Genomic DNA, 26,413 nt, shown 5'->3' with positions numbered 1-26,413 from the left:
TTTTTGAGGCAGAGCGACTCTGCCTTTATTTTTTGAGATGCAATTTTCGCAGAACTTTTGAAACGAGTTCGTTAAAAATATCGTCAGCATCTTTGGAGCCAATGACTTTTTGCACCAAAAGACACGCGGGGAAAAGAATAACTGCGATGACTCCGGAATAAAGAATTAACCAGAAAATCGAAGCTTCGCGGACAAAGTCATACGAAATATTTTCAATTGCAATCGCCACGACAACCATCGCAGCAAAGCTCGCAAGAGCGCGTCCCATATTCCAAAGCGCCGTTTCCATGCCTTCGGTTCCCGTTTGCTTCGCCCAAAGAAGAACCATCGCAGTCACTTGCACAATCGCTCCTAACGCGCCCACAATCGGCACCACATAAATGCCGAAATCATCAGCAAAGAAAAGATACGCAGGAATCGTGAGCAAGAAAATTCCCGTATTGATTAAAGTCGGCGTCCACATTTTTTCTTTTGCGTAAAAAGAGCGCACCAAAACCGCTTGCAAACAAAGTCCTAAACTCGCAGGCAAATACCAATGCAAAAGCTTCGCTACATATTCCGTCGTCTCACGCGTAAACGCTCCGCGTTCAAAAAGAATGCGAACAGCGGGGAAGGAAAGCGCCCAAACCGTTAATGCTGCGGGAATTAAAATCGTAAACATCCGCGAAAGACTTGACCAAATTTTATGATTGAGCTCGCTATATTTTTCTTCTTTGACAAGGCGCGCCATATCGGGATAACTTGAAACGCCGACAGAAAATCCAAATACTGCGACGAGAGTATACATCACCCGATACGCATAATTCAAACTCGAAATTCCGCTGCTGCCAAAAACTCCGCCGAAACTACGAATCACAAATTCAAAAGCAAACATGCTGCCGACGCCAAATGACATCGGAATCATCATTTTGATATAACGCAAAATGTCGGGATGTCTCGGATTAAAATACGGCCGATAATGAAAACCGCCGCGCATCACGCCAAAAATTTGGAAGACGAAAAATCCGACAAACGCTCCAACCGGAACACCCCACGCAAAGCCTTCGAGCCCGTGACTTTGTCCGAGGACGCCGCCCACGATAATTGCCAAATTGTAAATGACTCCGGTTAAAGAAGGAATCGCAAATTGTTTCCGCGTATGTTGCAAAGCAACCAAAAAACTACCCGCAAAAATAAAAAGCTGCCCCGGAAGAATAATGCGGCCAAAGTAAGTTGCGCGATCCAAAATTTCTGTCGGAAGATCCGCCGCCGAAGTAAAAAATGTAATCAATTCCTTCATCCAAATAAACGACGGAACAATCAGCGCTAAAAATAAAATGCCGAGAGTATTCAGAACATTGCTAAAAAATTTCCAAGCGCCCTCTTCATCTTCTTTCGCTTTGTAGCCAAAGAAAATCGGAATGAAAACGATGGAAAGAAATCCGGTGCTTACAACGTGATTTAAAATATCCGGAATTAAAAACGCTAAATCGAGAGCATTTTTTTCGGCGGTAACACCAGCGGCACGCGCTAGCAACATTTCTCGAAGAATGCCGAGAACGCGGCTAGCGAGCATGCTTACCGCAATAATAAGAGTCGCTTTATTCATTTGTCCGCAATTTTAGAAAATCCATACGATGATTTTCTCTCAGCGGAAATTTGCTACATAGATATTTCCGTCCATCGGAAGAATCGTCCGCGACAAAGAAGTTTCACCATCTGTCCAACCGCTAAATGTACAGCCCGCGCCATTTTCTACCGAAAGCGTCACCGGAACATCGGCAAATAATTTTAATTCTGTCGTTTGCCTTAACGGAATTCCATCTACCAAAATCGTCCCGCAGCCGTTGGGTTCAACCGCAATCGTTTGCATTTTTCCAAGTTCAAAAACGCTTTGCATTTCGGAAAGAACTTCTGCGGGGCGCGACGTCGCAAATTCTTCAATAGTTTCCACGTGACTTTCCATATACGAAGAACTATGATTCCAACGTTCTTGATCGTGCGAAATTTCGGAACTGATTTCTTGCATCAAAAGGCGTTCGCGGGCAATGACAGAATCTGCGCTAAATTTTCCTGCAAGAAGTGCGCTGAAACGATTCACAAAACGATTGCGATAATTTTCATTCTTTAACAAATTGCGAATAAGAACGGTATATTCTTTTCCATTCGGATAACCCGTTGCGGTAGAATCCAAAATGAAATGAAACATATCAATATCCGAATATTGCGAATGTCCATTGTTAAATCCAAAATCCAAATCGTATAAAATCCATTTCCACTTTGTCTGCGGCGCACGCGAGCGCCACATTTTCATATTATTCGCCGGCCAATCTTGATTGGCGATGTAAATTTCGGTTTGAATATAATTCGTGTAATTGTCCACATCCATTTGAGTCGCGACATACGCAAACGCAGCGCTGTCAGCGAGATCATGACTTTTGACATATTCTTCGAGCTCCACATAATTTGCAGGGCTTCCCGCCGTCGCCGACTGATCGCATTTTAATAAATCAATTGCCGTTTCACTAATTCCGTAATTCGTCGTAAAATAATTTTCATTTAAACGCTCACGGATATTGTGAATGCCGTAATATTCGCCGTTATAATACACGACCGATGGACGCGCCTTTTGATAATCCAAGCCAAGTCCGCGCGTAATGCTTGAACCCAATCTATCGCGGAGATAATCCTGCGACCAGTTCCCGCCATTATTGCGGAAGACCAAATCTTTAAAGCGTTTTAAATCTGGATGTTCTGGGAAAATTCGATATTCCAAAGCTGCGCTTCCATACTTTTTGCGGAATTTTAACGCAAACGATTTTTTGGGATTTGCACGACTGTAATTGCCAAAAATTTCGTAGCCCGCAGAAATTTCAAATGCCGGCGAAGTACTTCCCGGTTCAAAGAAAGTTAAATCCGCAGGAATCGTTTTATCCAACCAATAATTGGCACCGTAATGTGGTTCTTCGGAACTTGCGTTCGGGCCTTCTTCATAAAGTCCAGAATCCGGACTAAAAAGTTGATTAGGATCTGCGGTAATGAATGCGACAGCAATACTCGGCTGCGGTTCAAAAATATATGTCCGCGTCAAAATTTCACTCGGAATCATTCCTTCGTGGAATGTCGCGCAGCGAAGCACTGTCGTCGTTGAAATCGTCAAATCGCCGAGCATTGTCGGGCTCAATTCCGTCGGCAGTTTACCGCCCGCTTCGCAATGAATTCCGCTTAACGGATCGCTGCCAAATGAAATCGTAAACGGCACCGAATAAAATCCCGAAGCCGGCAACTGATACGAATCAACAGCTTGTCCCGCATACGATTCAAGCGAAAATTCCATCGGGTTCGGCGTTGCAAATCCCCAGCCACTTCCTGCAAAAGAATACGACTTTCCGCTCGGCACTTTCGGATATGCAATGGAATCGCGAAGAGTTCCTGTACTATCCAACAAGAAAATGTTTCCACCTTCTTGCGGAAGCTTAAAATTCGTATGCGGAAAATGTCCTTGATTGCGTGCGACAAAAGATGTGAATTTAAATTGCACCGGATTTTTATAACTGTTCACCGCCGAGAATCGTGAGCCGTAAATGTTTTTTAAATCCGGAAAATTTCCTTCTGTCGGAAGTGTAATCAAATACGTCGTCGAAGAATCTCCCGTTCCCGTAATTTTCGTCGGCCAGCCTTTCCAATCGTCCAAATCCGTCTGCGTTAAACGCAATTCCAATTCTTCATTTTTCGTCACAAATCCCGTGAGCAATAATTGATTCGTTTTGCTCAAATCATGTCCATCGTGACTCGAGCCCGTTCCGACTCCCACAAAAATGCAAGCGCTACTCCAACCGAGTTCTTCATTTTCACCGAGCTGCATTTGCCCCGAAAGAACATTTGCGCCATTTTCTTTAGAAAGATAACGCGAAGAAAGCCAAGGCTTTGCAAAACTCGTCCCCGCCACCGGAGAACTTTGCGCATCCGACCAACCCCAAGCACCGCCGCCAAGCATATTGATGGAATCCGAAGGAATCGCATAATCCGGACGATTTTTTTTCGAAAAGAAGACAATTAAAAATCCTTGCGCAGGAATTTTAACATCGCCAAAAGTCCATTTGTGCGGTTCATTCAAATCATTTGTCAACGAATAGCCCGCAAGACTTACCGCCGAATCCGCCGGATTAAAAAGTTCAATCCAATCTGATTTATCACCATCTTCATCTTCGAAGCTATTATTTTTCGGATTCACTTCTGTAAATAGCACCGGAGCCGAACGCACAAATGGAAGTGTCGGTTCGTCAATTGGTTCTTCCACGGCGCTCGCAGAATCGCTATCGCTACACGCAACGGCAAAAACCAAGAATAATGCAAATATTCCAGACCATCTCATGCCATTAAAATAAATCCAAATGTCCGCTACCGAAAATTTGAAAGTTTTTCATTTTCGTTTTTGCAGAATGCGTAATTTCTCATTAAAAGAAATCTACATTCAAACGCAATCCGTTTTTCTTAATTCCTTTTAACAACGCGGAAACGCTTTCGCTCACTTGTTCAAGTTGTTTCAAAACTTTGCTGCCTTTTTGTAAAATTAACGCCGCCGAATTATCATTGCGATCTAACTTCGCTAAAATTTCTTGAATTTGTTGTTTTTCATTTTCCGCCGATTGCTGCAAATTTTTAAGTTGCGCAATCATCTTTTCTCCGTCATTTTCGACCGCGTCCATTCCGTTTGCAATTTGATCTGCTGTTGATTTTAATTTATCCGCCGACTCAGAAAATGCATCGAAAATTTGAAGTAAATTCGATTTCCAATTTTCTGCATCATTTGAAATTTCCGCCGAAAGATTTTTTCCTTTGCGCACGATGCGATCAAACTGTTTGCGGTCTTTTCCATCTTTCAATTCCGCTAAAACCGAATCGATTTTCGTCATCACATCGTGCAATTCTGTCATCGCTTGTTTCAAATCGTCGCTTGCCGAATTTAAACCTTTATCAAAAACCGTTTGACGAATCGTATCGCCCGCTTGGTAAACCTTCGAAGAAGTTCCTAACGTAATTTGAATTTCTCGATTGCCTAAAAATCCTGCGTTCGCAAAAAGAAATTTGGAATCGATGGGAAGGCGCACATTTTTGACGACTTCAAAAGTCACATAAATGCAGCTATCTGTTTTGTGCATTTTGAGAATGCGCCCTTTCGAAAGCCCGCTGATTTTCACATTATTTCCGCTCGCAAGCGGTCCGACTTCATCAAAAATTGCCACGTAATGCAACCGCACATTATGCGGACTCAGCGGGTGAAAAAAATACCAAAGTCCAAAAATACCGCAACACAAAATCATCATGCAAAAAAGCATTCGCTTGTTGCCGTATTTCGAAAGCTTACTATTCATAAATCGACCCAAACAACATATCGTCTAAACCGTCGTGATAAATTCCCTGCGACTTTTCTTGAATCGCTTTGAGAAGCGCATCGTTAAACGCCTTCGCCGAATCCACGCCGCTCAATTTCAAAAGCGTATTTTTCGCAATCACTTCCGAGATGACTGTTAAACTTTTTCCCGGCGCCACAGGAATTGCGACTTTCAAAACTTTAATGCCTAAAATTTCTTCGTAAGATTGCAAAAGTCCGGTGCGCTCATACGAAAGCCCTTGTCGCCACGGCTGCAGTTCGATCACGACTTCAATTTTCTTTTTGCGTCGCACCGAAGAAATGCCGAACATATCTTTGATGTTGATAATGCCGACTCCGCGAATTTCCATGTAATTTTTAATCAGCGATTCCGAAGAACCGAGCAGCACATCGCCAAGTCGCATAATGCGCACCGAATCGTCCGAAACCAAACGATGTCCGCGTTCCACCAAATCGAGAACGCATTCGGATTTTCCGACGTTACTATCGCCGACATAAAGCATGCCGACGCCGTAAACATCGACGAGGCTTGCGTGCACCGTCGTATATTCTGCAAAATAAATTTCCAAAAATTGCTGCGTTTTTTTGGCAAATTCAAATGTCGAAAGTTCCGTCGAAAGAAGCGGAATATTTTTCTGCTGGCACATCGCCAAAAGTTCTGCGTGCGGTTTTAATCCATGCGTGAGCACCCACATCGGAGCATCATATTCCGAAAGTTTTGCAAAAATATAATCGCGGGCTTCTTGCCCAACGCTCTCTAAAAAATTCCATTCCGTAGAACCGATGAGTTGGATTTGCGTAGAATTTTCTTTGTAGGCCAAAAGAAATCCCGACATCGCAAGTCCCGGACGATGAACTCCGATATGCGTAAGCTCAGTCCGCAAAGACGCTTCCGAGGTGTAGAGAGTTAATTGAAAAGATTCTCGAAAGCGTTTAAAAAAATCAAGAACCGGGTACGAGACTCGGCGCTTGATATCTAGATTATCGAATGTGTGATAAGCCACTGGAATTAAGCAGAAGTGACATTTGAAATTGGCTCAGCTTGATGAGCGTTCTGCTTTTCGTTTGCTTTTTTGAGCTGGACTTTCGCACGTTCAAATGCAACGTCAATTGCCTTGCCCATATTTTCTTCGTCTGCAGAAGCGACGACAACCGCGCCCTTGACAGTCAAAGAAATTTCGCAATGGCGGCTTAAATCGTTGATTTTATCCAAAACAATGGAAGCTGCGATAATATTCGGATAGAATTTTCCAAGAGCGTCCACGTCGTCTTTAAGCGTATTTTGAAGAGTGTCAGAGATAGTGCAATGACGAGCAGAAATTTGGACTTCCATATCAAACCTTCCGGTTAAGGGTGAAACATTTTTGGAGAACGATTAACGTCCTCCCCTTCAAAGGATATACATCTTTATTTGGCAAAAAAGAATGTTTTTTTGAGAAAAATTTTGCTTTTTTCTCATCTAATTTGGAATAAAGACGCAAAAAAGCCTCATTTTACCGTTTTTCGGAGTCGTGCCGGCAAAATTTTCAATTCTTCGCGGTATTTGGCAACGGTTCGACGCGCGACTTTCATCCCTGATTTTTCGAGCGCATCGGTAATCGCTTGGTCCGAAAGCGGGGCAGTTCTGTCTTCGTTTGCAACAAGTTCTTTAATCGCATCCAAAATTTTTGCAGAACCGAGAGCGCTGCCATCTTCTTGAGCAATTCCCGAACTGAAGAATTGTTTGAGTTCATAAACGCCAAACGGCGTGTCGACATACTTTCCATTCGTCGCACGATTGACCGTACTCGGGTCGCGATGAATTTCGTCGGCGATGTCTTGTAAAATCATCGGTTTTAAATTCTCCGGACCTTTTGCAAAAAAGTCGTGTTGCTTTTTTAAGATGGCGTTCATCACGAGTTCAATTGTGCTGTGCCGATTGTCAACGCTTTTGATGAATGAATTTGCCGCATTCAATTTTTCGCGGACATATTCCTTATCTTTTTTACTCGCATTTGGATTTTGCAAAAGTTTGCGATAGGTTTCATTGATGTGCAAATGCGGAAAATGATCGCGGCGCATCACGACTTTAAATTCGCCCGGTTCCGTTTCGACGACTTGTAAATCCGGAGTAATCGTCTGCGTCGGCGTGTTGTTGATTTGCATTCCCGGATGCGGAGAAAGTTGCGCAAGTTCGCGCACCGCTCTTTGAACATCTTCAGTCGAAACATTCAACGCTTTGGCAATGGACGCATAACGCAAATCTTTTAAATCGTCAAATTCTTCTTCGAGAATTCGGATAGCGAGCGGCGAAAAATCGGGGATGCGATACGCCTGAATTAAAAAACATTCGCGTAAATTTCTCGCCCCAATTCCCGGCGGCGTAAACGATTGCAAAACATGAAACGCTTCTTGAACCGGATACGATGCGTCTTCTAATTTTTTCTTTTCTTGTAAAACTTCTTCGACTTCTGCGATGTCGGGATTTTCTTGTTCTTGTAAATTTTCTTTGTCCAAAAGATTTTTGTCTGCGGGCGAAAGAAATCCATCGTCGCCGACACAATCGATTAAATATTCCACGATTTTCACGATGCGTTTCGGACGTTTCCATTCGCGCAATTGATTTCGCAAAATTTCTTGCATGCTAAGTCCGCGCGTTGGTTCTGGACGCAAATCGTCATCGGGATCGCGACCGCCCAAATCTTTATACGGCGCTTCGGCATTGCGGAATCCGTCTTCCATATATTGTTCCCAATCGATGGAATTTTCCGAACCCGGTTCCATTAAATCGTGACTGTTATCGTCGCCATCGCGCGCGTCGCTTTCTTTCACCGGAGCATCTAAAGATTCCAAGCGACTGTCGGGAGTTTCGTCCATTTCCAAAAGCGGATTCACTTCGAGCTCTTGCGAAATCGCGGTTTCTAATTCCATCGAATTCATCTGAAGCATTTTAATCGACTGCAGCATCTGCGGCGACAGCGTTTGATCTAGCTTCATTCCTTGCTTTAATTGAATACCCAAATCCATAAAAGCTCCTTAATCCAAGCGGAAAGATTCACCCAAATAAATGCGTTTTGCTTCTTCGTTATTCGCTAAAAAGTCCGACGAACCTTCCGTTAAAACTTGACTTTTATACATGATATAAGCGCGATCCGTAATCGATAAAGTTTCACGCACATTGTGATCGGTGATGAGAATTCCCATGCCTTTTTCTTTTAAACTCGAAATAATCGATTGAATATCGCCGACAGCGATTGGGTCAATTCCCGCAAAAGGTTCGTCCAAAAGTAAAAAGTCCGGATTCGCAGCAAGTGCCCGCGCAATTTCTAATCGTCTGCGTTCTCCGCCCGAACAACTCATCGATTTCGTTTTGCGAATATGCGTAATCTTAAATTCTTCAAGGAGTTGTTCCAAACGTTCTTTGCGTTCGGCCCGCTTGTAATTCTGCGTTTCTAAAATCGCCATGATGTTATCTTGCACGCTCAATTTGCGAAAGATCGATGCTTCTTGCGGCAAATAGCCGACGCCGAGACGCGCCCGCCGAAACATTGGCTTTTCGGTCATTTCTACATCGTCCAAAAAGATGTGTCCCGCATCCGGGCGCACCATGCCGACAATCATATAAAACGATGTCGTTTTCCCTGCGCCATTCGGTCCTAAAAGTCCGACGATTTCTCCTTGCGAAACGCTGATGGAAACATCGTTTACGACTTTGCGTCCATTGTAAATTTTGCAAATTTTGTCTGTACGAATTGTTCGAATGAGGTTCTTCATTTCACCTCCTCTTTTTTTGCAGAAATTTTTTCTTGATTTTTCTTTAAATTTCTTTCTTTGATTTTTTCGTCATTTATTTTTTGAAAATTCTTTTTCGTAAAATTTTTCATCGTCGTATCAATTTCCATTTTCGGGAAAATATTTTCTTTTGTCAAATCGATATAACGACCGCTCGCCAAAGTTTTTTTGCCCGAAAGTTTTAAATGTTTCACTTTGCCATCGCTAAATGCAATGCGAATTGTATCGCCTGCAGCTTCATTTTTTCCGTCGATTTGACGCTTCTTTTCCATCACATGAAAATACGAACTTTGCGCATCGCCCGAAATTAGCGCGGCCCGCAATTTCCCATTTTTAAAAGCTAAATCCAAACGTCCGCCTTCCATTTTATTTTTGTAATCCGCAAAATCGGATTCGTAAAAAAATCCGTTCGCATTTAAATTCACATAAAGCCGTTTGATTTTATCGTCTGCAAATTCCGTATAAAGCGTATCGCCCGTGGCTTCGGTAAATTGATCGGGCTTTCCATTCTTTCCTTTTTCGTGCTGCTTTCCTTTGGCGTTTCGAATCACGAGGGCGCTTTTCAAAGTTCGCTTATCCGAATCGATTGTCAAATAAATGGAATCGCCTGTCAATTCATAACCGTCCATCGTAAATTTCGGCGAACCTTTTAATGCGACCCAATTATTTTTTTTATCTAAAAATCCCGAGTCGCAAGTAACAATCATACTGCCTTGCGTAATCACGACATTCTGAAATGCTTTTGCAAATTCTGCGTTTTGGTCAAATGAAATAAATTCTGCACGAATTGTCGTCGTATCGATTTTTCCATTTTTCTGTTTTTGATATTGCTGCAAAACTGGCTTTTGGGTGAGAGTTAAAATTTTATTTTTTTTGTTGTAAACGAGATGATCGCCGAAGAATGCGTAAGTGCCCGCGGAATCTTTGGCTTCGACTGTGCCCGATGCGATTGCGATTTCCGTTTTCCGCTGATAACTGCCGCGATTCGCTTTGATAAATCCATCGGGATGCGTGAACAAAAAATTGCCTTCGCATTCAACTTGATCTAAAGTTTTATTCCACGTCGCCCGTCCTGTGCGAAACGCAATCGAATCATGTGTAAAATAAACGCGTCCGTGCAAAAGCAAGAATCCCGCTTTTCGCATGGCTGCTAAACTATCTGCATGACGCATTAGTAACGGCGCATTCCGAGAAAATGCTTGTTCAAACATTCCGCACAAAAGCACTGCAAATATCACCCAACGAAAAATCAATGTTTTCCTCCGACTGGGGGACGATGCGGATTGATTTCTTCTAAATGTTCTTCGTTTTGCTTTTCGTCTTCTTCTTTGAGGCGTTTTGCGGCGTCTTGGAAAATTCCCGTCACATCCGAAAGAATATGCCAATTTTCCATTTTAGCATCGCTCACAAATCCTTTTCCTTGAAGAACATCACCGTCTTCGCTCACCACGCGGACATAACTTTCTGTTTTGACCAAGTTATCTTTTTTATTCCACAAAAGAGAATCTGCGCGAACCGAAGCGCCCTTTGGCGTAAGCGCGTAAACATGACCATAAGCGTAAACGAAATTCATTCGACTATCAAGAGTTCCCGAATCCGCCCGCAAAAATGCTGAGCGTTCGCCCAAAGAATCAAAAATATCGACGAGAATTGGGCGCGCAAAAATTTTTTCAGAACCGCCCCAACGTTCCAAATAAGCGGTTTTCACTTTCCAAGAAAGGCGTTCTTTTTCATAAAAATCGAGAAGAGTCGTATCTGTAAAAAGCATCATCGGGCGTTCGACAATTTCTTCGTCAAATGGCGATTCCTCTTCGGATTCATCACAAGCAGCTAATCCTAAACTCAAAAAAACGCCGGCGAAAGCCATCGTTATCCAAGAGCTTTTACCGATTTTCATCCGTCCAAACAGTTCCAGCAAAAAATGTGCCATTCAAAACTAAAAATAGATTTTTCTCTTTTTAAAAGCACTTTTTTGTAAAAAAAAGAGCGCCGCATTCGCAGCGCCCTTCCCTCATACAAGGAGAGGAGTTCATTACTTTAAACGCATTCCTTTTAAATCAAAACGTTTGCCGTTCTTTTCTACAAAAACTGTTTGCTCTGCAAAGCGCAAACGAATTGCATTTCTTTCCGTTTTCTTTGCAAAAATCGGTTTCAAGGCAGTACTCATTTCCGAAGAAGCAAACGACGGTTTATAGCCGCTGTTAATCGCTTCCAATGCGCCCGCTAAATATGCTAATGGAGCGTTCCAGTTAATCGCAACTTCATTGGACGCATAGCTGCAACGGTTATCAGTATAAGATGTAGCAGGATAACCCGTCCGATAATCGCGACATTCCCAACTTTGCGAACCAATGTCTTCGCCACCTGGCTGCGGACCGCCTACGAGCATTCCGGGCACCGGTTCTTTCACGCCGTCTGCTGTACTCGGGCGATGATGCGGCATCATCGGTGACGTCGAACCGAATCCGGTTAAGAACGACATATTCAGCGGATTTTTTCCGAGCAAATAATCGAGAACTTTACACGCCGCATTGTAATATTTCTTTTCGCCCGTCAAATAATACGTGTATAAAAGCCACACACCTTGATTCGCCGCGACAGAATTGGAACCCCAAACAAAATCATAATCCGACATCACTACGCCAAAGCCTGTATTGGCGCGCTCTGCAAATTCGTCCGCCGTTTTCTTGAGAATGGTAAGCGCATTTGCTGCATCGCTTCCCATTTCTTTGGCATGCGTTGCAATTCCGTAAACAGCAAGTCCCGTTACATTTCCCCAGCCTGGAACACTTCCTTCGTTTACTGTCTGCTTATACGAAGCTTCGCCAGTTGAAATAAACAATTCTGTTCCTGCAAATAATTTTTCATCTTCTAATCCGCTATCGCCATATTCGCCCGTAGACACATCACTCGGATTTGAAAATGCCACATTCGGATTTGCAATTCCCCAAGTGTAAGCTTTTTTCGCCGCTTCTAAACATTGATTTGCAAAAGTCGCGTCGAAATTTTTGTAAATGCGGTAAGCTGCCGCCATGACTCCCGCAAAATCAAATGTCGCCGCTGTTCCTTTTCCGATGACATAAAGCAGGTCTTTATCTTTCGCAGGCATCACATCGCCCGGGAATCCAAGAGTTGTCAATTTGTGATAAACGCCGCCATCCGGCGCTTGCATCGTTAGCATCCAATCCAAATTGTATTTAATTTCTGCGAGCAAATCGGGGAGCGCGCCTTCTGCGGGAATATTCCATTTCAACGTGTTAAAGTATTCGGGGAAATGTTCATACAAAGAAATGAGCGTGTAAGTGGTAATGCCCGAGTTGACAATGTAACGCCCATAATCGCCCGCGTCGTACCAACCTTTCGATGTCGCAAGACTTCCCGAAGAGCCCGTAGAATTGTGCAATGTTGCCGTCGGATTTGTATGTCCCGCAGCGCGTTTCCACTTTCCCGCATACGCTTCATCAAGAGTCATCGAAGCCCGCTGATAATAATACCACTTCAAAGAAGCTTTCGTCACTTCTTCAAATATTTTATCCGCGATTTTCAAATCGCTCCGTAAAATTTCGCCGCCGACTTTAATCGAATAAATTCCGGGCGTTTTCAATTCCGAAAAATCCGCCAGTTGCACGCTTTGTCCCGACGGACTCCATTGCGTCGCCATTGAAGGCGTTACCGTTAAAACGGTTTGATTTGCCGCATCGACGATTTCCACTGCGCCCGAAGCGCCTTCGATTGTAAATTCTTTCTGGTCGCTTGTGCGATAACCGATTTGGTTAATGTAAGCAGTCGCTGCATACGCCGAAGAGGCAAAGAAAAATGCGGAAACCACTGCGGGAATATACTGTTTCACGCCGAATTTGAAAAACATAAGCGACTCCTTGCGTTGAAGTTTTCAAATAAACTAAGTTTTATCCCATAAATCGTTCCCACTATTTTAAACTTTTTGTTTTCTCGTGTATCCACTGTAGCAATTTTCTAAATTCCGCTTTATGATTATCGGCTTAGTCATCGACACTTATGATGCTTTAAATAACGGAACCACCGCATCCGCGCGCCGTTTCGTTGAAAATCTTCGCAAAGAAGGTCACACCGTCCGCGTTCTCACCGCAGGCGCTCCGGGAAAAGACAAATTTATTCTGCCCAAATGGAATATTCCCATCGTTTCGCATTTTGCCGATCCGCAGGGAATTACCTTTGCTAAAATCGATGCAAAAGTAATCCGCGAATTTTTAACGGGATTGGACGTCGTTCATTTTTATTTGCCATTTCCGCTTGCGCGCGCCGTCGAAAAAATGGCTCGCGAAATGCAGATTCCTTGCCTTGCAGCATTTCATGTCCAAGCCGAAAATATCACGTACAACATCGGACTCGGAAAAGTTTCTCTCGCTGCAAAATTCTTTTACCGTTTTCTTTATCACTATTTTTATAAACGCTTTAACGACATTCATTGCCCCACAGAATTTATCGCCGGCGAATTACGCGATAACGGTTACAAAGCAAATTTACATGTGATTAGCAACGGCGTCGATGCAGCATTTACTCCAGGCGAAATGATTCCACACGAAAATATTCGCGTTCTAATGATCGGAAGACTTTCTCCCGAAAAGCGTCAAGATTTAATTATCGCCGCCGCAAAGAAATCAAAATATGCGGATAAAATTCAACTCGTTTTTGCGGGACAAGGTCCGCTTCTCGAAAAATACAAGAAGCTTTCTCGTGATCTTCCGCGCGAACCGATTTTTGGATTTTACTCCACAGAAGAACTTTTAAAAATTATCCGCAGCACCGATATTTATGTGCACGCATCCGATGCCGAAATCGAAGCCATCGCTTGCATGGAAGCATTCGCCTGCGGGCTCGTTCCGATTATCGCCAACGCAAAGAAAAGTGCGACAGTTCATTTTGCACTCGATGAGCGTTCGCTTTTTAAGCCGGGCGACGCTGACGATCTCGCCCAGAAAATTGATTATTGGATTGAACATCCCGAAGAAAAAGCTTTGATGAGCAAGCGTTTCATCGATCAAGGAAATCAATATCGGGTGAAAGAATCCGTCAAAAAAATCGAAGAAGTTTACAAAAATTTAAAACCGGGACGTCCGCAGTGAAACGCAATTTTTCCAAATTGACAATTCTTTTTTTCGCCGTTTTCCTTTCGCTTTCGGCGCAAACTTTTGCCGAAAATCCGATTCGAAAAATTCACATTCGCGGACAAGTCGGCAAAGCAAAAATCGATACGTTACAAAAAACGATTTTCGTAACCGTCAATTATTACGGGAAAAATGGAATTTATCCGCTGTCACACGCTTTCGTCGAAACTTTTTCCGTCAAAGATTCGTTAACAGAAAATCTCCGCGATACAATCGATTTGCGCAATTGGACAAAATTCAACATCGGCGAATCCGAATGGAAAATCAAAGGCGGTTATCAACTTCCCGGAAGTTCTTTCGGAGCTTGGCACAGCGAAAAAGTTCCCGGATTCATCACTCTCGGAAAAGTCAAATGCGATGAAATGGTGGGGAAGTCGCCCGAGCATCATATTTGGGATAATGGAAATCCTGCGTTCTCCGCTTCGGGAAGCAAGAAATGGCCCACAAAAAAAATTCTTCTCGCCGATAGCAGTTACGCAGCCGAGCTCACCACACGCAAAGTCGTCGGCGTCATTGCCAGCGGGAATCTTTTCACCGGAAGAATTGTTCGCAATATGAGTTTATCGCAACTTTTAGGTTTTACCGATAAAGATGGAAAAGCGCTCATCCGTTGGGGAGTTCCCTTCGAAGCGCGCCCGAAAGCGATTCGCGTCAAATTCAAATACGATGGTCTCGGCGATTCTTGCACCGTCATGGCAACTCTCGAAAATCGCAAAGATAAAGTACGGCGATTTGTCGGCGTCGCTTGGTACAGCGCAACAAACGATCACGATACGAGTAAAGAAGGAGTCATCTCGATTTCAAAGCCGGATAAAAATGGCCTTCGTACTCTTGAAACAAAATTCATCTACGGACGCGCTCACACCAATGCGGATTCGCTTCCCGAAAATGCGGTTCAAGGAAATGCCGACGAACCGATTACGCATGTAAATGTCGTCTTTGCGAGCAGCCGCAAAGGAGATTATTTCAAAGGGCAAGAAAACGCAACTCTCATCGTCAAAGACTTTGAATTTGTCTATTAAAACGGTGATATTTCGCAAAAAAGATTAAAATGGGAAATTCTTTTCCCATTTTCTTTTTCCGCAAACTTTAATTTTTGGATATATTAAGAGCAACATTTTACGGAAACTTCATCCGAATCTTTTTACGGAGTCTTTATGGAATTAAAATGGTGCAATCCCGAAGCTGAATTTGAACGTTTAGTTCTTGCAATTGATGTCGGCGGAACCAATACAAACATTGGACTTGTCGCCTGTAAAGAAGGCAAATTTACCTTGGTGATGAAAGCCGATTACGCTTCCGGTCAAATTTCGGGTTTGGAAGCTCCGATTGTTGAAGTTTTACATATCGCAGCCGAAAAGCGTCCCGATTTAAAACCAAGCCATTGCTGCATTAGCGCTGCAGGTCCTGTTGCCGAAAACCGCTGCGTGATGACAAATCTGACTTGGCGCGTAGACGGCGATGAACTCACCGCAAAACTCGGTTTCCCCGTGATGGTCGTCAACGATTTCGTCGCAATCAGCTACGGCATTCCGACGTTAAACGTCAACGATGCAGAACAGATTTACAAAATGCCGCACTTAGACGGTTCAACTCCCGAATCCAAGCCGGCGACGAAAGTAGTCATCGGACCGGGCACAGGCATGGGAATTTCGTTCCTCGTTTTCGACGGAAACAAATACATTCCAGCAAGTTCCGAAGGCGGGCACATTTCTTTTGCGCCGTTTGACGCCGATTCTCAAGCTTTCCGCGATTATATGCAAAAGCGTCTCGGCCAAGTTCCCGGCGTAGAACCTCTCTGCGCAGGTCAAGGCTTAGCTCATCTTTATGAATGGTGGCGCGACACGCGCGGAGTCCCCGATAACGAAGCGTTCAAAAAAATTGAATCTACCGTTTGGAGCGACCGCCCGAAATACATTAGCCGCGCAAGCGATACCGATCCTGTCGCCGCTGAAATGATGCGCCTTTGGGTAAAAATGCTCGCCCGTTACGCAAGCGATGTCTGCGCCATGTTCTTGCCTTTTGGCGGATTCTATCTCGCGGGCGGAGCTATGCAAAAAGATTTGCGTTGGCTCATCAACGATAATCTCTTCATGAAATTCTTCGAACAGAATTATAACCCGAATATTCTCCCTCTCTTAAAGAAGATGCCGATTTACGTCATCAAAGATTACAGCATCAGTCTTTACGGCGCCGCAAACGCTAGCATCAATTTGCAAAAGTAAAATGAAAGCCGCGCTTCGCGCGGCTTTTTCGTTTTAAAGATTTCCCTGCGAACGCAAACTGCCGAGTGCTCGTTCCACCGTTTCCTTATCCATCCCAAAAATTTCGTGAATTTTTTCCACTTGATTTTCGGGTGCAATTTTTTTCATTCGCGAACCGTTTTCATCGCGGATAAGCAAATTTCCTTTTTGATAATAATATTGAATTCCTTTCTCGCGATCAAGTTTATTGAGAACAGGATACGTCATCATTTCTCGATCAAAAGATTCGCTCCAATGCCTTTGAAATTCTTGCGGAGAAACACCGCGAATATCAAATGTAAAACGCAATTTCAAAGGCCCTTTTAACGAACCCGTGAAAAGTCCAAGCACTCCATTTTCCAAATCCAAGCGCACAACATTCGGTTTTAACGGATAAAACACTTGCGCAATTTGAAATGGAATCGCTGCAGGAATTTTCAGCGGATCAAAAATTAAATAGCCTGGATCCAGCAAAAAATCTTCGCCGTCAACGGGGAGAAGCAACGCACAATGAATATTTTTTTCAATGCGTTTATCGCCCATCAAAAGCTTCGGTGAATATCCCATTTCCAAAAGTTTTCGGTACAAATGCCACGTCAAACTAAAACAAGTTCCGCCGCCCATCCACGCATCTAAATCGTTCTCATAACAATCGTCTAATCGCCGCGCCCCGTCAGCGCTTTTCGCTTGAGAATAACGAATTATCTTCGTTAAATTTTCATAAGTCACATGCGAAATACTTTCGCAGAGATTTAACACTTCTTGCTGCATCATCAAAGAAAATTTAAAAATATCCGGAAAAGAAAAATTAACCGCTCCGAATTTAATTATTATTGAATTAAAGTTTCACCCATTCGGTAAAATAGAATGCACAAGTTTTTCATTTTTACTGTTGCTATTTTCGCATTCCTTTTCTCGGCTTGCGAAAGTAAAAGCGATGTTATCCCGAACCGCGTTTTTTGCATCAACGATTTAAGCCATAAAAAAGTCGGCGTGCAAATCGGAAACACGGCTGATATTTATGCGACGGAATACGGTGGCGATACCGCAAAAATCGATGTAGAACGCTACACGAAATTAGCCGATGCCGTCCAAGCGTTACTTCAAGGAAAAATCGATGCCGTTTTAAGCGATGACCAACCGGCAAAAGCATTTGTCCGCTTGAATCCTTCGCTTCGCATTTTAGACGAAGTCTTCGTCTCCGAAACTTATGCGGGCGTTGTCGCAAAAGAAAATTTAGCGCTTCTCGATTCTATCAACGTCGCCATGCAAAAAATGCGCGACGAAGGCATTTACGATTCTGTTTATAATACATTCATCAATCAAACAAGCAATTATCATTATCAAAAAAAGGTCACCACCGGAAAGCCTCTGGTGATGGCGACAAATGCTCAATTTCCTCCCTATGAATATTACGAAGGTCAAGAAATCGTAGGCCTTGAAATTGAAATGATTAAATACATTACGGACTATCTCAATCGTCCGTATGAAATTCAAGACATTGAATTTGACGCCGTCATTAACGCTGTGATGTCGGGAAAAGCAGACGTCGGATTTTCGGGATTTACTGTCACCGAAGATCGCAAAAAATCAATTAACTTCACAGAACCTTATACCGAATCAAAAATTGTCGTCATCGTGCGCGGCGATAAATCCTTAAAAAATAGCGAAAGCTTTACCGAACATTTGCACAAAAATTTTGTAAAAGATTCCCGCTGGAAATTTATCGCAAACGGTCTCGTCAACACTTTAATCATTTCGTTCTTCGCGGCTCTCGTTGGCATTTTCATCGGTTTTATTATCGCACAAATTCGAACAACTCACGAATTTAATGGCAGCTGCAAAATCTTAAATAAAATTGCAACCGCTTACATTGCCGTTGTTCGCGGAACGCCGATGATGGTGCAATTGTTGATCATTTATTACATCGTTTTTGCTTCGGTAAATATCGATAAAATTTTAGTCGCCGTCGTTGCCTTCGGATTAAATTCGGGCGCATATGTTTCTGAAATTATTCGAAGTGGCATCAAAGGAGTTGACCCCGGACAAATTGAAGCAGGCCGAAGCCTTGGCTTAAAATTCAAAACGATTTTATTAAACGTTGTTTATCCGCAAGCGTTCAAAAATTCTCTGCCCGCTTTAACGAATGAATTTATTTCGCTCATCAAGGAAACTTCGATTTGCGGATACATTGGATTAACCGATTTAACGCGCGGCGGCGACATTATCCGCAGCATGACTTACGAAGCAATGCTTCCGCTTTTAGTCGTTGCAGCCATTTACTTTGTAATTGTTGCAGGTCTTTCTACTTGCGTTTCCAAACTTGAAAAGAGGTTAAAGAAAAATGAACGATAATAAAAAAGAAGTTTTAATTCGCGTTGAAAACCTCTCAAAGTCTTATGGCGAAAAAGAAATTTTAAAAGGAATTTCTTTAGACATTTACAAAGGCGATGTAATTGCAATCATCGGTCCTTCGGGCTGCGGAAAATCCACATTTTTGCGCCAGTTGAATTTGCTTGAAATGCCAACGAGCGGAAATATTTTCCTAGACGGAAAAAACATTTTAGGAAAAGAATTTTCAAAGCCCGAAATTCGTGAAAGAGTAGGAATGGTTTTTCAACAATTCAATTTGTTCAAAAACATGACCGCTCTCAAAAACATCATGTTTGCGCCGATGAAAGTCCGCAAAATTTCTAAGCAAGAAGCCGAAAAAAATGCAAAGGATTTACTTGAACGCATCGGGCTTTTAGATCGAGCCGATCATTATCCTGCGCAACTTTCGGGCGGACAACAGCAACGCGTTGCGATCGCACGTTCTATGGCGATGAATCCAGAAGTGATTTTATTTGACGAACCCACTTCGGCGCTCGATCCCGAAATGGTAAATGAAGTCTTAAAAATTATGAAGGATTTAGCAAAATCGGGTATGACGATGATTGTTGTGACTCACGAATTAAATTTTGCGCGTGAAGTTGCAAATCGTGTTCTTTTCTTTGCCGATGGAATCATCAAAGAAGACGGAACTCCCGAAGAAATTTTTGATAATCCTAAAGATCAAAGACTCAAAGACTTTTTAGCAGCGATTAAAAAGTAGTGATTTTCAACAGCGCCTTTTTGTGAAAAGGCGCTGTTTTCATTTTTTATTTTCAAAGTAAATGATTCCATTTACATTTTTCTCTTTAAAATATTCCGTCGCTTGAATCAATTTCACCCATTTTGAATAACCAAAATTTTTAGGGCTCAAACGAAATAATTGATTTTTCTTCTGAAATAATCTAGTTTTATCTTTGAATTTATCATCCCGCATACGTGCGGGTCGTTTCACTCTCTGCTTGACTGGCCGCCGAGCGAAATTCGTAACGGCAGCGCCCCAGTGGCAAGGACCACGGTCAGATTAACGTAGGGCACCGAGCCAAAGCTCAAATTTTCCCATTTTCATTTTTCCACAATCCGATTTTTCGGATAAAAAACTTTTTTCCTAAAAGGAATTTTTATGAACCGTTATCAATATCTGGCGATGCTTGAAGCATTTAAAAAAGACAAAAATTCTCTCGTAACCTATCAAAAGCTATATAAATACGCATATATTTTGAGCGATAGCGTTTTTAAAATCATTTTTGCAAAAGAAAAAGATAGGGAACGTTTGATTTCTCTTTTAAATGCGATGCTTCAATTAGATGGACCCGACATGATTAAATCCCTTACCCTTGAAATGCAAGAATATCCAGGAATTTTTGATAAAAAAACCTGCATCTTGGATATCGTAGGAACAACTTCTGCCGGCGAAAAAGTTTTAGTTGAAATTCAGCAAAAAGGTGAAGATTTGTTCCGCGACCGCGTCGAATACTACATTTCTCGCGTCATTGAAAATCAAGTTCACAAAAGTGAACGCTATGAATTGCCAAAAATTTATTTTCTCGGCATTTTAGATTTTGAAATGTTCCCAAAAGAACCAACAGAATATTTGCACCATGTTCATGAAATGTGCCATGGGCGCAAATTTTTTCCAAAAATTCAAAAAGTTTTTGTCGAAGTCAGCAAATTTTTTGATTTAGATCGTCGCGGACTTTTGAATGATGACAAATCCAATGCTGCCGACTGGCTGCGCGCATTCAAAGGAATCATTAACGAAGAACCTTTGCCCGAGCATATTTTGAAAAACCCTATTTTTAAAAACTTGCTCGACGAATTGATTTTGACTAATTTTGGAAGTGAACTGTTCAACGCCGAGGTAAAAAATATGACCGATTTGAAATACGAGCATGAATGCGGATTTTTAGAAGGCAAAAAAGAAGGTGTATTCGAAGGCAGAAAACAAGGATTGCAAGAAGGAAGAAAAGAAGGCTTACAGGAAGGAAAAGAAGAAGGTTTGCGAGAAGGACACAAGAAAGGTATTTCTGACAGTCTTCTTCAACTGGCAAAAGAAATGCTTGCCGATCATATTCCATTAGAAACAATTTCTAAATACTCAAAACTTTCTGTAGACGAAATCAAAAAATTGCAGTAATTCATCCAAGTTGCATTCTAGCGAATGCAACTTTTCAATTTTTAGAAATAAAATGAATTACCCAAAATTCCGTATCGCTAAAAATTCGCACTGGCAGTCCCCAAGAATCTAAACCCGAAGTCACAAGCCACGGAACTCCGTCTAATAAACTAAATCCATAAGCATGTCGCCAAACCAAGTTGATAATTACTGTTCCTGGGAAAAATTGCCCGCGATGAGTATGACCCGAAAGCGCTAAATTGGGAAGCCTTCCCATATAATCTTTTTCAATTCCTTTCGGCTGATGATCCATCAAAATCCACGGTAAACTCAAATCACTCGGAAGTAATTCCTTCAAATTTTTACGCGGAATTTCTCGTATCTTGGCTACTTGAAAATCAACTCGTCCCGTAAAACATGCAACCGGCGTACAAATTGTTTCATCATTCAAAACAACAGCGCCCACTTTCCGCAACCAACCTTCTGGATCTGCGCCCGATCTTTCCATATAAGCTTCATGATTTCCCGTAACTGCCAATGTTAAAATTTTTGATTTTGAAACCAATTTTCGGAAAAGCGAATCATAACCCGCATTTGTCATCGAAGAATCAGAAATATCAGCAAGATCACCACCAAAGAGAATAAAATCCGGCTGAATAGAATCCGCTTGAGCAATCAATTTTTCAAATTTACTCCGCTGAAAAAGAGGATTCAAATGCAAATCGCTAAAATAAATCGCAGAAAAATTTTCTCCGTTTGTAGGAATCGTCAATTCTCTTATTTTATAATCCGAATTATGCGGAATTCCAATTCCCAAGAAAATCGCTGCGATGAGCAAACTGAGCCCGAAAAGAATGCGACTTCCCCAAATTTTAATTTTCGCATTTTCCGTTTTCTTTTTTTGAATTCGAAAAAGCAAAAATTTTCCGAGTAAAAAGAAATCAAATAAAAGATAAAGCAAAAGCGCTTGACAAAGCCAAACGAAAAGAAAAGTTTGACCTACACAAGCAAAAAAATTTTCTCGAAAAAGAAAACAAAGAAAAGTCATCGCAAGCAAAACGCCTGCAATTAAACTTCCACACTTTCCAGGAATTATCTGGCGAATATTCCAAAAAAGAAGCGCAAAAACAACGAGAATTATTCCAAAAAAAATCATGAGCGATAAATTATAAAATTTAAAATTTTTCTTCCATTAAATTGTCTCAAAAAGTTCTTCCGCTGAAGTTTTAAAATATTTTTTCAAAGATTGATCCAATCCGAAATTTTTTAAATCTTTTAAACAATCGCGAAAATCAAGAAACGGATTTGCTGAATTTTTCAACATTTCTTGCACCATTTTTTCCGAATACCAATAAAGTATTTCTGCTTTTTGTCGATTTTCTTGTTTCAAAAAAGATTCTGTAAGTTCTGAAAGAGTCGGAGGATTTCCTGCGGGACGATTTTTATCTGTCTGCGAACCATCAATGATTTGCGCAATTCCTTCATTCATCCATAGCGGAACTGCAGCCCGCGTCATCGCTCGAACAAATGCGTGAGTCAATTCATGAAATAAAACAGGACGATAAACAGTTCGCACTTGCATCATTCCAACGGGAATTCTCAATTTTCCATCAAATACGGCACCGACCCAATTCGGGCGCGGATCAATTCCTTGATATTCCGTACTTTTATAAAGCACAATCGTCAATTTATCTTCAGGATAAAAATGAAAAAGTCCGCCAAGAGAATCATAAGCCACTTCTAAAACCGAAAGCGCTTCCATCACATCTTCGCGCGAAGGATTTCCTTCAAATTCCAATCGAAAATGTCCCGAATTTTCAATTTCCAAATTTTCCATTTCTCGCATCAGTTGCGCCGATTTTTCCATTAAAAAATCCAAATCGGAATGTTTAAAATGCAAAGTTTGAATGTACTTTTGGCATTCCCGATAACGTTCTTGCTCAAATAAAATTCCCGCTAAATGCAACTGTAAATTTTCATCTTGCGGATTTTCTTGAAGCAATTCGCGGACATTTTTCTCTGCACATTTCCATTGCTTCGCATCTAAACATTCTTGCGTTTCTAAAACGAGTTGATTATGTAATTCTACTTTTTCATCTTCTAAAAAATGTTTACGAATTTTTTGTCCGTAGAAAAAAAATCCCATCACGCAAAGAAAAATTAGGAAGACTTTTTTCAACATAAAATTCACTTTAAAAATGCAGAAACTTTTTCATTCCAACAATCAGAATGTTCTGCGGTAATCAATTTTCCATTTTCACAAATCACCAAAAAACAATTTTCGGAAATGACTTCAAAATCCGAGCCGCCATTGTAAACATTAGCAACGCCGTAATTTTCTTCGTCACGGCAAATCATCGCTTTCGCCTGATATTCTTCAGAGATTTTTTTGCATTTTTCCACTAAAATTTCATCGCTTGCATTTTCAACGGAAAGCGGAAGCGAAGCATCGCTCAAAAGAACACGGCAAATAATGCTAATTTCCTTTTCCATTTACAAAACTTCAAAAATCGCTTTAGATAATTGATCTGCGCACGAAGTCGATTTTCCATTGCAGGTATTTCCTTTCAAAATTTCTGCAATTTCTTTCATCTCATGTCCTTCGCAAAGTTTTCCGATGGCTTTTAAATTGCCGTTACATCCACCGACAAATTTCAAATTGTAAATTTTTCCATTTTCATAATCAAATGAAATTTTCTGCGCGCAAACGCCATGAGGAATAAATTCTTTTTTCTGCATATTCTCAATTTAAAAATTCTACTTTAAGCGCATGACTTTTCGCGCTTGTTTTCTGCAAAAAATTTTATTCTTCTTTTTGAATCTCATCCGTTGGAAAAAGCAAGTGCTCTTTACCAATTTGGAATACATTTATCCTCAGATAAATCTTTCCCAAAAGAAAATTTTTTACAAAAAGCTTTTGAAAAATCTCACGCAAGATGCTGCGGATTTTATCACAAAAAGTTGTATCTATTCCGCAAAGAATTCAAAATTTATAATTGATTCCAAAAGTCTTCCTGTCCTTGAAAAAATGAAAAAAGGCGGACTTATGCTCACCGCTCATTTCGAAAATTATGAAGCGATTGGACCTTGGCTCGTACGATTAAACATTCCACTTGTGGCAAGTTATGCCCGTTTACATCCTAAATTTTTAGACAAACTCGTTTATAAACATTTCAGAACCATAGATAGTCAAAGTTATTCACTTTTTATCAACAATTCGAAAGATATTCTTCAAAATTTAAAAGCAGGAAAACTTTTCTGTCTCCTTGCCGATCAAGATTATCGAAAATCTCATTTTATTTGCGGAAATTTTCTCAAAAAAACTGTTCATTGTAATCCAATTCCTCAATTTATTCTATCGCATTTATCCCAAACTCCGGTCTATCTCTGCTGGCTGAATTCACAAAATAACCACAAAATTTTATTTGCAAAAGAAATTTATCCCAAAAATGGGGAAGAGTTATTTCAATTTTTCCATCAATGGTTAGAACTTCAAATTGAAAAATCTCCCGAAAAATGGTATGGTTGGGTGCATCGTCGCTATTTATCCACGATGAATTCACCCTCTAATTAAATTTAAATCTGTAAAATTTTCTTTTCTAAGTAATTGATTTTGAACATTTTACGCCTCAACATTTTTCTTTTCACTCTTTTTTACTCAAAAATAATCCACAGCGAAAATGTTTCACATGAAACAATAGAGTCGAAATTTTTCATCCGATCATTCAAAATTTTCTATTTTTAAGTTATCTCTTAACAAGGAAAATATCATTATTATTCGTCCATTTCAATCTCAAGATATCACTGCGATGCGCAAAATTTGGAATGATGTCGTTGAAGAAGGAAATTCTTTTCCCCAAGAAACAGGTTTGCAAAGTGATGATGAAGCTTTGAAATTTTTTGAAGGTCAAACTTATACAGGCGTAGCCGAAGAAAATGGCAAAGTTTTAGAACTTTATATTTTGCATCCGAATAACATTGGACGTTGTTCTAGCATTGCCAACGCAAGTTATGCTGTTTCACGTGAAACACGAGGCAAAGGAATTGGAAAACAACTCATTCTCGATTGCCTAGCTCAAGGAACAGCGCATGGATTTCATGTTCTGCAATTTAATGCAGTTGTCAAATCAAATGCCGGTGCAATTCATCTTTACGAAAAATTGGGCTTTGAACGCCTCGGTGAAATTCCGAAATGTTTTAGAAAAAACGATGGTACCTACGAAAATTTGATTTTATTTTTCCATAAACTTTAAGCTTTTCTTTTTGAATGAAGATGAAACTTTTTCGGTTTCATCTTTTTTTATAATGTAAAATTCATTCGTTTAATTTCGGGGCGTTGCGGGGTGTCCCCGCTAGAGAGGGTAGCGGAAAATTCGCTTTTCTGCATTGGTAAATTTTAAGCGAATTTGCAGCGAGGGAGAGACTTCTCCCCTTGTCAAATAATTTCCTTTTAAAATTTTTATCTGCTTTCTAAAAATTACTCGCCGAATTTTCATGGGTACGGACTAAAATAAAAACATCCATTCGATTTTGCTTGTATCATTCTTCTGTTTTCATCTATGAAGCTTTAGGCTTTTTGAAAATAATTGAACTTTATAGTCTTCCGTATATGCTGATTGAAGCTTGTCTTCAAGATAGTGAAAATACGATTCCTGTTTTCAAGATGAAAAAGTTTATCAAACCATCGCTGTTTACTTTAACATTTTAAAAGAACACGCAAAAGCATTGTGAGATCGCTTTATACAAGAACTCCTTTGCCGATGAATTGCCTTTGGAAAAGCAAAGTTGGAAATAATCATCCTTTGCCATTAAATTCTAAAAAAAATTTTCTTTTAAAAAAGTATGATCCATAATTTCGATTTTTAAACTCCCTATTTTTATTATTCAAAAAATTACACATCACATTATCAATGATGCGATTTAATTTTCACTTTTTAGTTTTCATTTATGAGGATAAAATTTCTTTGAAAAAAAATTTTTTATGATGAAAATTGCGTTCATCACGCAGTCGAAAATTGGTTAGAAATTGACATCGATAAAGCAAAAAATTTATTCTTTGAAAAATTATCTAAATACAATCTGTCATTTGATGATTCAAAAGTAACTGTTTTTGCAAAATTTTTTCCTAGTCCAGATTATAAGTTAGCTAAACTTTCAAATGGAGAAATTCTCCCATTTAAAACTTCTTTACCTCATCTCATTTATTCTCCTTGGCACTTAGGCTATAAAACAGACTCTATCCATAAAACTGTGTCATTCACCACCAAGCATCATTTGAAAAATGATGTAAATTGAGGAACTATGATGACACACGAAGAATATAAAGAGATGATCAAAAAAGCAGCATCTCAGTTCAAAACAGGAAAGCCAATTTTTGGCAAAGACGGAGCAT

At 40.9% G+C, this 26,413-nt stretch carries 25 protein-coding genes; 9 read left to right on the top strand and 16 right to left on the bottom strand.

Annotated features, from left to right (window positions below; translation table 11 throughout):
• Window positions 1–25 precede the first annotated feature (25 nt).
• The 10 genes from murJ to B0H50_RS10895 all read right to left on the bottom strand — a co-directional run bounded on the left by murJ (window position 26) and on the right by B0H50_RS10895 (window position 13,013).
• Window positions 26–1,588, bottom strand: coding sequence for a murein biosynthesis integral membrane protein MurJ (murJ, locus tag B0H50_RS10940; RefSeq protein ID WP_106199648.1), 1,563 nt, complete (start codon window positions 1,586–1,588; stop codon window positions 26–28).
• 39 nt (window positions 1,589–1,627) lie between these two features.
• Window positions 1,628–4,354, bottom strand: a complete 2,727-nt coding sequence (locus B0H50_RS10935) for a CotH kinase family protein (RefSeq protein WP_109587735.1) — start codon at window positions 4,352–4,354, stop codon at window positions 1,628–1,630.
• Between the two features lie 82 nt (window positions 4,355–4,436).
• Entirely contained in the window at window positions 4,437–5,354 is a 918-nt protein-coding gene (locus B0H50_RS10930) for an MlaD family protein (RefSeq protein ID WP_106199652.1), read from the bottom strand.
• A complete protein-coding gene (hprK, locus tag B0H50_RS10925; protein ID WP_106199655.1) occupies window positions 5,347–6,378 on the bottom strand; it encodes an HPr(Ser) kinase/phosphatase in 1,032 nt (343 codons plus the stop codon). The genes B0H50_RS10930 and hprK overlap by 8 nt, the downstream gene beginning before the upstream one ends.
• A gap of 5 nt (window positions 6,379–6,383) precedes the next feature.
• Window positions 6,384–6,707: a ribosome hibernation-promoting factor, HPF/YfiA family gene (hpf, locus tag B0H50_RS10920; protein ID WP_109587734.1), complete on the bottom strand. Its 324-nt coding sequence runs from the start codon at window positions 6,705–6,707 to the stop codon at window positions 6,384–6,386.
• Window positions 6,708–6,862: 155 nt separating this feature from the next.
• Window positions 6,863–8,380, bottom strand: coding sequence for an RNA polymerase factor sigma-54 (rpoN, locus tag B0H50_RS10915; protein ID WP_106199659.1), 1,518 nt, complete (start codon window positions 8,378–8,380; stop codon window positions 6,863–6,865).
• A 9-nt stretch (window positions 8,381–8,389) separates the two neighbouring features.
• Window positions 8,390–9,127, bottom strand: a complete 738-nt coding sequence (gene lptB / locus B0H50_RS10910; protein ID WP_106199661.1) for an LPS export ABC transporter ATP-binding protein — start codon at window positions 9,125–9,127, stop codon at window positions 8,390–8,392.
• Window positions 9,124–10,398 carry a hypothetical protein gene (locus tag B0H50_RS10905; protein ID WP_109587733.1) on the bottom strand — a complete coding sequence of 425 codons (1,275 nt, stop codon included), beginning with the start codon at window positions 10,396–10,398 and terminating at the stop codon, window positions 9,124–9,126. Before B0H50_RS10905 ends, lptB begins: the two co-directional genes overlap by 4 nt.
• A complete protein-coding gene (gene lptC / locus B0H50_RS10900; RefSeq protein WP_106199665.1) occupies window positions 10,395–11,075 on the bottom strand; it encodes an LPS export ABC transporter periplasmic protein LptC in 681 nt (226 codons plus the stop codon). Before lptC ends, B0H50_RS10905 begins: the two co-directional genes overlap by 4 nt.
• A 102-nt stretch (window positions 11,076–11,177) precedes the next feature.
• Window positions 11,178–13,013 (bottom strand): glycoside hydrolase family 9 protein, encoded by a 1,836-nt coding sequence (locus B0H50_RS10895; RefSeq protein WP_109587732.1) that lies wholly within the window; start codon window positions 13,011–13,013, stop codon window positions 11,178–11,180.
• Between the two features lie 121 nt (window positions 13,014–13,134).
• Between B0H50_RS10895 and B0H50_RS10890 the strand changes: the two genes are divergently transcribed.
• From B0H50_RS10890 to B0H50_RS10880, 3 genes are all read left to right on the top strand, one after another.
• Window positions 13,135–14,250: a glycosyltransferase gene (locus B0H50_RS10890; protein ID WP_106199670.1), complete on the top strand. Its 1,116-nt coding sequence runs from the start codon at window positions 13,135–13,137 to the stop codon at window positions 14,248–14,250.
• A 17-nt stretch (window positions 14,251–14,267) separates the two neighbouring features.
• Window positions 14,268–15,314 carry a PCMD domain-containing protein gene (locus B0H50_RS10885; protein WP_146129216.1) on the top strand — a complete coding sequence of 349 codons (1,047 nt, stop codon included), beginning with the start codon at window positions 14,268–14,270 and terminating at the stop codon, window positions 15,312–15,314.
• Window positions 15,315–15,449: 135 nt separating this feature from the next.
• A complete protein-coding gene (locus B0H50_RS10880) occupies window positions 15,450–16,517 on the top strand; it encodes a glucokinase (RefSeq protein ID WP_109587731.1) in 1,068 nt (355 codons plus the stop codon).
• Window positions 16,518–16,550: 33 nt separating this feature from the next.
• Here B0H50_RS10880 and B0H50_RS10875 read toward each other — a convergent pair whose 3' ends face one another.
• Window positions 16,551–17,309 carry an arylamine N-acetyltransferase family protein gene (locus B0H50_RS10875; protein WP_106199677.1) on the bottom strand — a complete coding sequence of 253 codons (759 nt, stop codon included), beginning with the start codon at window positions 17,307–17,309 and terminating at the stop codon, window positions 16,551–16,553.
• A 93-nt stretch (window positions 17,310–17,402) separates the two neighbouring features.
• On the opposite strand from B0H50_RS10875, the gene B0H50_RS10870 reads away from it, so the two are divergent.
• Both B0H50_RS10870 and B0H50_RS10865 read left to right on the top strand, forming a co-directional pair.
• Complete coding sequence (locus B0H50_RS10870) at window positions 17,403–18,890, top strand: ABC transporter substrate-binding protein/permease (protein WP_109587730.1); 1,488 nt, start codon at window positions 17,403–17,405, stop codon at window positions 18,888–18,890.
• Window positions 18,880–19,629, top strand: a complete 750-nt coding sequence (locus B0H50_RS10865; protein WP_106199683.1) for an amino acid ABC transporter ATP-binding protein — start codon at window positions 18,880–18,882, stop codon at window positions 19,627–19,629. Before B0H50_RS10870 ends, B0H50_RS10865 begins: the two co-directional genes overlap by 11 nt.
• A 39-nt stretch (window positions 19,630–19,668) precedes the next feature.
• Here B0H50_RS10865 and B0H50_RS13715 read toward each other — a convergent pair whose 3' ends face one another.
• Window positions 19,669–19,860 (bottom strand): hypothetical protein, encoded by a 192-nt coding sequence (locus B0H50_RS13715; protein WP_106199686.1) that lies wholly within the window; start codon window positions 19,858–19,860, stop codon window positions 19,669–19,671.
• Between the two features lie 168 nt (window positions 19,861–20,028).
• On the opposite strand from B0H50_RS13715, the gene B0H50_RS10860 reads away from it, so the two are divergent.
• Window positions 20,029–21,042: an Rpn family recombination-promoting nuclease/putative transposase gene (locus tag B0H50_RS10860; RefSeq protein ID WP_109587729.1), complete on the top strand. Its 1,014-nt coding sequence runs from the start codon at window positions 20,029–20,031 to the stop codon at window positions 21,040–21,042.
• A gap of 34 nt (window positions 21,043–21,076) precedes the next feature.
• On the opposite strand, the gene B0H50_RS10855 is transcribed toward B0H50_RS10860, so the two are convergent.
• The 4 genes from B0H50_RS10855 to B0H50_RS10840 are packed head-to-tail and all read right to left on the bottom strand — an operon-like array spanning window position 21,077 to window position 23,760.
• On the bottom strand, window positions 21,077–22,177 hold the full coding sequence (locus B0H50_RS10855; RefSeq protein WP_106199692.1) for a metallophosphoesterase: 1,101 nt from the start codon (window positions 22,175–22,177) through the stop codon (window positions 21,077–21,079).
• A gap of 36 nt (window positions 22,178–22,213) precedes the next feature.
• Window positions 22,214–23,167, bottom strand: coding sequence for a tetratricopeptide repeat protein (locus tag B0H50_RS10850; RefSeq protein ID WP_146193744.1), 954 nt, complete (start codon window positions 23,165–23,167; stop codon window positions 22,214–22,216).
• Window positions 23,168–23,208: 41 nt separating this feature from the next.
• Complete coding sequence (locus B0H50_RS10845) at window positions 23,209–23,514, bottom strand: hypothetical protein (protein ID WP_106199697.1); 306 nt, start codon at window positions 23,512–23,514, stop codon at window positions 23,209–23,211.
• Window positions 23,515–23,760, bottom strand: a complete 246-nt coding sequence (locus B0H50_RS10840; protein WP_106199699.1) for a TIGR03905 family TSCPD domain-containing protein — start codon at window positions 23,758–23,760, stop codon at window positions 23,515–23,517. It abuts the gene before it with no gap.
• Between the two features lie 31 nt (window positions 23,761–23,791).
• Here B0H50_RS10840 and B0H50_RS10835 point away from each other — a divergent pair, with 31 nt between their 5' ends.
• From B0H50_RS10835 to B0H50_RS13370, 3 genes are all read left to right on the top strand, one after another.
• On the top strand, window positions 23,792–24,595 hold the full coding sequence (locus B0H50_RS10835; protein ID WP_106199701.1) for a lysophospholipid acyltransferase family protein: 804 nt from the start codon (window positions 23,792–23,794) through the stop codon (window positions 24,593–24,595).
• A 235-nt stretch (window positions 24,596–24,830) separates the two neighbouring features.
• Window positions 24,831–25,274 carry a GNAT family N-acetyltransferase gene (locus B0H50_RS10830; RefSeq protein ID WP_199219631.1) on the top strand — a complete coding sequence of 148 codons (444 nt, stop codon included), beginning with the start codon at window positions 24,831–24,833 and terminating at the stop codon, window positions 25,272–25,274.
• Between the two features lie 281 nt (window positions 25,275–25,555).
• Complete coding sequence (locus B0H50_RS13370) at window positions 25,556–25,729, top strand: hypothetical protein (RefSeq protein ID WP_158256526.1); 174 nt, start codon at window positions 25,556–25,558, stop codon at window positions 25,727–25,729.
• The last annotated feature ends 684 nt before the right edge of the window (window positions 25,730–26,413 follow it).

Origin of the sequence: Hallerella porci (genome assembly GCF_003148885.1) — a bacterium.
Taxonomy (GTDB): domain Bacteria; phylum Fibrobacterota; class Fibrobacteria; order Fibrobacterales; family Fibrobacteraceae; genus Hallerella; species Hallerella porci.
Note: the sequence above shows the minus strand (reverse complement) of the source record. Positions and strands in the feature narration are given on the sequence as shown.